The sequence below is a fragment of the Cognatiluteimonas telluris genome, assembly GCF_011320095.1.
Taxonomy (GTDB): Bacteria; Pseudomonadota; Gammaproteobacteria; order Xanthomonadales; family Xanthomonadaceae; genus Cognatiluteimonas; species Cognatiluteimonas telluris.
The window spans coordinates 168427-174453 of sequence record NZ_JAANOY010000004.1 but is presented as its reverse complement, the minus strand read 5'-3'; the positions used below and the strand labels follow the sequence as shown (position 1 = coordinate 174453).

The 6027-nt window shown below is 63.0% G+C and carries 1 protein-coding gene; it reads left to right on the top strand.

Annotation, left to right across the window (positions count from 1 at the left end; genetic code table 11):
* Window positions 1-2 precede the first annotated feature (2 nt).
* Window positions 3-6026, top strand: a complete 6024-nt coding sequence (locus G7B67_RS04885; RefSeq protein ID WP_341480460.1) for an RHS repeat-associated core domain-containing protein — start codon at window positions 3-5, stop codon at window positions 6024-6026.
* Window position 6027: the final 1 nt, after the last annotated feature.

Sequence of the window (6027 nt, the reverse complement as noted above, 5' to 3'; positions counted from 1 at the left end):
CGCTGACGCCCGAGATCACGGCGCTGGCCGCCAGCCTCGGCCACAACCCGGTGCAGATCTTCAACTGGGTCCATAACAACATCGACTTCGTGCCGACCCACGGCGCCATCCAGGGCGCCGGCCTGACCCTGGCCAACCGCCGCGGCAACGCCGCCGACACCAACAGCCTGCTGGCGGCGCTGCTGCGTGCATCGGGAATCCCGACGCGCTTCGTCTACGGAACCGTCGACGTGCCCGTCGCCCAGGCCCTCAACTGGCTGAAGGCAGGCGACGTCGACAGCGCGACCCATGCGACGCAGGTGGGTGGCATTCCGACCACCATCCTGAAGCTCGATGGCCAGATCAAGGCATTGCGGTTCCAGCACCTTTGGGTCGAAGCCAACATCGACTTCACGCCATCGCGCGGCGCCATCAACCGGCAGGCCGATGCGTGGATCCCGATGGATGCGAGCTTCAAGCAATACACCATGTCGCCCCCTGTGGATGTGCTGGGACTCGGCGACTGGAACGCCACCACGGCCGCCAACAGCCTGCTGGACGGCGCCAGCATCGGCGCCGACGGTTCGGTCACCGGACTGAACACCACTCGTTACCACGCCTACACGCAGGACGTCATCAAGCGCATCGCCGACCAGGCGACGGACGATTCGCTGCGTGATCCGCAGGTGGCGCTGGGCAAGTACAGCATCATCCAGACCCGATTGCCGGTGATCACCGGCACGCTCCCATTCGCGGTGAGCGCCGCGGCCACCCGATTCACGGCAATCCCGTCCAGCCTGAAGTATTTCGTCGACATCCAGCAGTTCGCGACCGCGCAGGACATCGCGCTGGAAAACCCGGCGCTCGCGCTCCGCTTGTCGACGGTGGAACTGGCCGGACAGTCCATCTACGTCGACTACGCGCCCGCCACCGCGTCGGACGCGATGGTGCTGGAGTCCTATGCGTCGAGCAACGCGGCCGCGCTGCCCTTGACGGCATTGAACGTGGTCCCCCGGCTCATGCTGGGCGATCGCGTGCTGGCCACGGGCTCGCCCGTGCCGATGGGGACGCAGCAATACTGGAAAGCGGCCGTCCCAGACCTGCAGGGACATGTCAGTGGCATTACGGAGCCCTACCAGTTCGCGGCGGGATCACGGATCAGCTTCACCCCCGACCTTGGCGGCGTGGGTGAGGAACTGCTCGGCGCCAGTTTCAAGGGCCTTGGCGATTCTTCGGAACAGTCGATTGCGACCGCGCTGCACCTGGCAGGCGTCCAGTACTGGTACCTCAACGACAGCCGCGCAGCGCTGTATGCCCGCGGATGGGGTGGCCAGTTCCTGCGCATGCCCTCGATCGGTGCCTTCGCCGCGCCACTGCAGGTGCGGTATTTCTTCGGTATCCCGCGCACTGGCTACTTCTCGGGGTTTGCGACCGACATCAAGGCCGACCGCGTCGGCGTCGTCCTCTCGGACCCGGAAAAAGCCACCAGGCTTACCTTCCAGATCGGCGCCAATGGCTCCCTGTCCGAAAGCCTGACCTGGGACCTGCTGCTCAACAATCGACCGGGCGATTCACTGTCGGCCTCGAGCATCCTGGCCTGGGCCAACCAGGCGCACGTGGCGATCTACACGATCACCGCAGCCAACATCGACACCCTCCTGCCCAGGATCCAGACCACCAGCGACGTCAAGGATGAAATCCGCAATGCCGTCAATTCAGGCATGCAGGTCGTCATTCCCGAAAAGGAATTCGCCAAGGCAGGTGTCCAGGCCGCGGGATACGTCATCGCCGATCCGGAGACGGGCGCGGCGATCTATCGCGTCGATGGCGGCCTCAACGGCGCGATCAATGTCGGATGCATCGCCAAGGCGGTGCTGCTGAAGGTCATCTGCGAAAGCAAGTTCGCGACATTGATGGCGGAGCGGCTGGCGATACTGGCCGGACGCTTTGCCGTCAGCATCGGACTGGAAGCGGTGCTTGCCGCAGTCGCGCCGCCGTTGGCGATCATTCTTCCCATCGTGTCGGCTGTGCTGATCGCCGTGACGATCATCGAGACGACCTATGAAGTCCTGACCTGGGTCCGCGAGGTCATGAACGGGAACATCACGTTGACGGCAGACGAGATGGCGGCCGCAGGCATCCGCGCCATCAACGATTACGCCTGCAATTACCTGTCGCCCTGCTTCAACAATCCGGTCGGATACCTCGCCAACCAGGCCATCGACGAAGGCCTCTCACTCGCGAATCTGGGCTCGGCGGGTCCGGGTGGCCCAACGGCGGGCAACCCGGTCAGCATCGGGACGGGCATCAAGACCCAGGTCGAGCCGGACTACCAGGGCGAAGGCCCGTTCCCACTGAGTTACACGCGCACGTACGTGAGTTATCTGCCGAACGGGTCGCCGGTCGGGCACCGGTGGGTGAGCAACTACCACCATCACCTCGCCCTCCCCGATGGGGCGACGGCAATGGCTGCGCCCGACGCCGTGCTGGTGCAGCGTGGCGATGGCAGCTGGCTGCAGTTCGCCTATCGGAGCGGGACCTATGTCGTCAACGGCGACATCCCCGACCGCCTGGAGCGCGTCAATGACGGTCTTGGCCGCACCACCGGTTGGCTGCTGCACGCCAAGGACGACACCACCGAAGGTTACGATCCAGATGGCAGATTGCTCTGGATCGACAACCGGACCGGGTTGCGCCAGTCGCTCACCTACGGCGCCGATGGGCAGCTGGATGCGGTGACCGATTCGTTCGGCCGCAGTCTGCATTTCGAACGCGACCCCGCGACCCACCAGGTCAGCGCGCTGATCGATCCAGAGAATCGCCGGACCACGTACGAATACGAAAATGGCGCCTTGTCCAAGGTCACCTACCCGGACCTGAAGCAACGCCAATATCATTATGAAATGCCCGGCTGGCCGACGCTGCTGACCGGCATCACCGATGAGCGTGGCGTGCGTTATGTGTCATGGAAATACGACGACGACAATCGCGTCGTCGAATCCACCCATGCTGGTGGCGCGGACCTGACGAGGTTCAGCTATGGCGACAATGCAACGACGGTGACCGATCCCCGCGGCGCAGTTCGCACGTACCACTTCACCCGTATTTTCGACTCGTTGCGGATGACCCAGGTTTCGGATCCGTGCTCGAGCTGCTCAGCCGGCGGAACGTCAACCATCGCGTATGACGGCAACGGATATCCCACGCTGCTGACGGATTTCAACGGCAACAAGTCCCAGGTCCATATCGACACGCGGGGTTTGCCGGAACAGTGGACGCGTGGCCTGGGAACCCCCGATACGCAGACGGTCAACGTCCAGTGGCACCCGCAATGGCGCGTGCCAGTCACCATCACCGAAACATCGGCGACTGGCTCGACAAAAGTCACGAACCTGACCTACGACGACCGGGGGAACCCGAAACAGCGGTCGATCACCGTCGACGGACAGACCCGCGCCTGGGCCTATGTCTTCAATGCGGCAGGGCAGATGGAGCAGGTGGATGGGCCGCGCTCGGACGTCGACGACATCACCCGCTACACCTATGACGGCACCACGGGCAACTTGACGCAGGTCGTGGATGGCAATGGATTGACGACGCGTTATCCGGCCTATGACGTGCATGGCCATGTCCGCCAGATGATCGATCCCAACGGCCTGGTCACCGACTACCGGTACGACGAGCGCGACCGATTGGTCGAGACAAAGCTTTCCGGCCCAGGCCTGGCAGCGCCGGAAATCACTGCGTTCGAATACCAGCCGATCGGAAACCTGGCGAAGCTGACCCTGCCTGACGGAAGTTGGCTGCAGTACGAATACGATGACGCCCAGCGGCTCACCAGCATCCTCGACTCGCGTGGAAACCGGATCCGCTACGGCCTCGATCCGGCTGGCGATCGAACGCAGGAGCAGACGTTTGCTCCCGATGGCGCCCTCGCGCAGACGGTCAACCGCGTGATCGACAACCTGGGAAGGATGGCCCAGGCCTATGGCGCGGACCCGGCAGAGGCCGTCAACTACAGCTACGACGGCAACGGCAACGAACGCACCGCATTGGTGCCGTTGCATGATCTTCCGACCGAGAGCCGATATGACGCGCTCGACCGCCTGCGCATGTCGATCGATCCCGCCCAGGGCAGCGTGACCTACGACTACGACGCGCAGGACAATCTGCGAAAGGTCACTGACCCCCGCGGACTGGCAACACGCTATGACTACGACGGCTTCAACGAGCTGGCGACGCTCACCAGTCCCGACACCGGCATCACGCGATTCGGCTATGACGCCGCCGGCAACCTCACCAGCCGTACCGACGCACGCAACATCGCAGGCGTCTATGCATACGATGCCGAAAACCGGCTGGCCTCGATCGCTTATCCCGATGAGACCCTGGCGTACCACTACGACGAACCCAGCGGCGGTCCCGGTGCCAAGGGGCGGCTGACGACGGTGCAGGACGGCAGCGGGCAGACCAGTTATGTCTATGACGTCGCCGGCCGGGTAACGCAGAAATCGCAGCAGCTGGGTGCCAGTTCCAACACCGCGGCACTGAAAACGCTGAGCAGCAGTTACGTGTCAGGGCGCGTGGATGAAACCGTGTTGCCGTCGGGCGCCCGACTGCAGTATCGCTACGGCGCCGACGGCCGCGTGCAGGAGATACTGCTCAATGGGCAGACGCTGGTCTCCCAGATAGCGTATTTCCCGTTCGGCGAGCCGATGGGTTGGACGTCGGTCGCAGGTCGCTACGAGCGCACGTTCGACACCGATGGGCGCGTCGCTGGGTTCACCAGCGGAAGCAGCAGCACGAGCCTGGCGTTCGACACCGCAGGACGGATCGCTTCGGCAGAAGACGCGGGTGCAGGGCCGGCATGGCGCTACCGTTACGACGCAGCCGACCGTCTCTCGGATGCGGATAACGCCAGCGGCAGCGGCCCTCTCGCCAATCTCAGCCTGCACTGGACGTACGACCCCACCGGCAACCGTACGTCGCAACAACGTGTGGTGGGCGCAACGCCGCAGGACACCGATTACACGATCGATCCGGCAAGTAACCGGCTGATGGCCGTCGCTGGCCAGGCCCGCGCTTACGACGCGATTGGCAACACGACCTCAAGCAACGGCCAGGCGTTCGTGTATTCGGGGCGCGGCCGCCTTGCCGAAGTCAGGCTGGGTGCGACGGTGCAAGCCCGCTACCAGTACAACGCTCTGGGCGAGCGCGTGTGCGCAGCCTACAACGGCAACAGTTGCCCCAGTGTCACGGGGGTGGGCGGGGGGTACACGCAATTCGTTTATGACAATAGCGGGCATTTGCTTGGCGAATACGACGCTATTGGAAATCTGCTTGCAGAACACGTTTGGCTGGGAGATACGCCGGTGGCGGTCTTGAAGCCGTCAGCAGGCGCGGGTGCGTTTGGAGGACAGATATCAGGCGACGTGGCGGCCTACTTTGTGGAGCCTGACCAACTCGATACGCCGCGTGCGATCGTCAATGCCGGCAATTCAATTGTCTGGCGATGGGAGAGCATGCCATTCGGCGAAACGACAGCTATCGAAGATCCAAACGGGCTGGGCAACTTCAGCTACCGCCTGCGATTCCCTGGGCAACAGTTCGACGGGATATCCCAGACCCACTACAACCACCTTCGGGACTACGATCCGACGAGCGGCAGATATGTCGAAAGCGATCCTATTGGACTGGAAGGCGGTTTCAACACGTATGCGTACGTTGACTCCGATGTGTTGTCCGACCGCGATCCAGAAGGCGAGCGTAGTCGAGCGGGACGAGCCTCTGCCATTTCCAGGATTCGAAATGATCCGAAAACCCCAAGCTGCGTAAAGGGATGGCTCAAGCAGGAGGAGAACCACATCCTTCGCGGCGGGCGTGGCAAAAAGCTGACTAAATACATGAGGCTTCCACCCGGATTCGAACTCGCCCATCTGCAAGACCAGGCCGCATGTAGCGGCTGCGACTATAAGAACACCGTCTTGCAGAACAAGAAGGTCCACAACATCCAGACTGCAGTGCAGAAAATATTCAGCAGGTATTGAT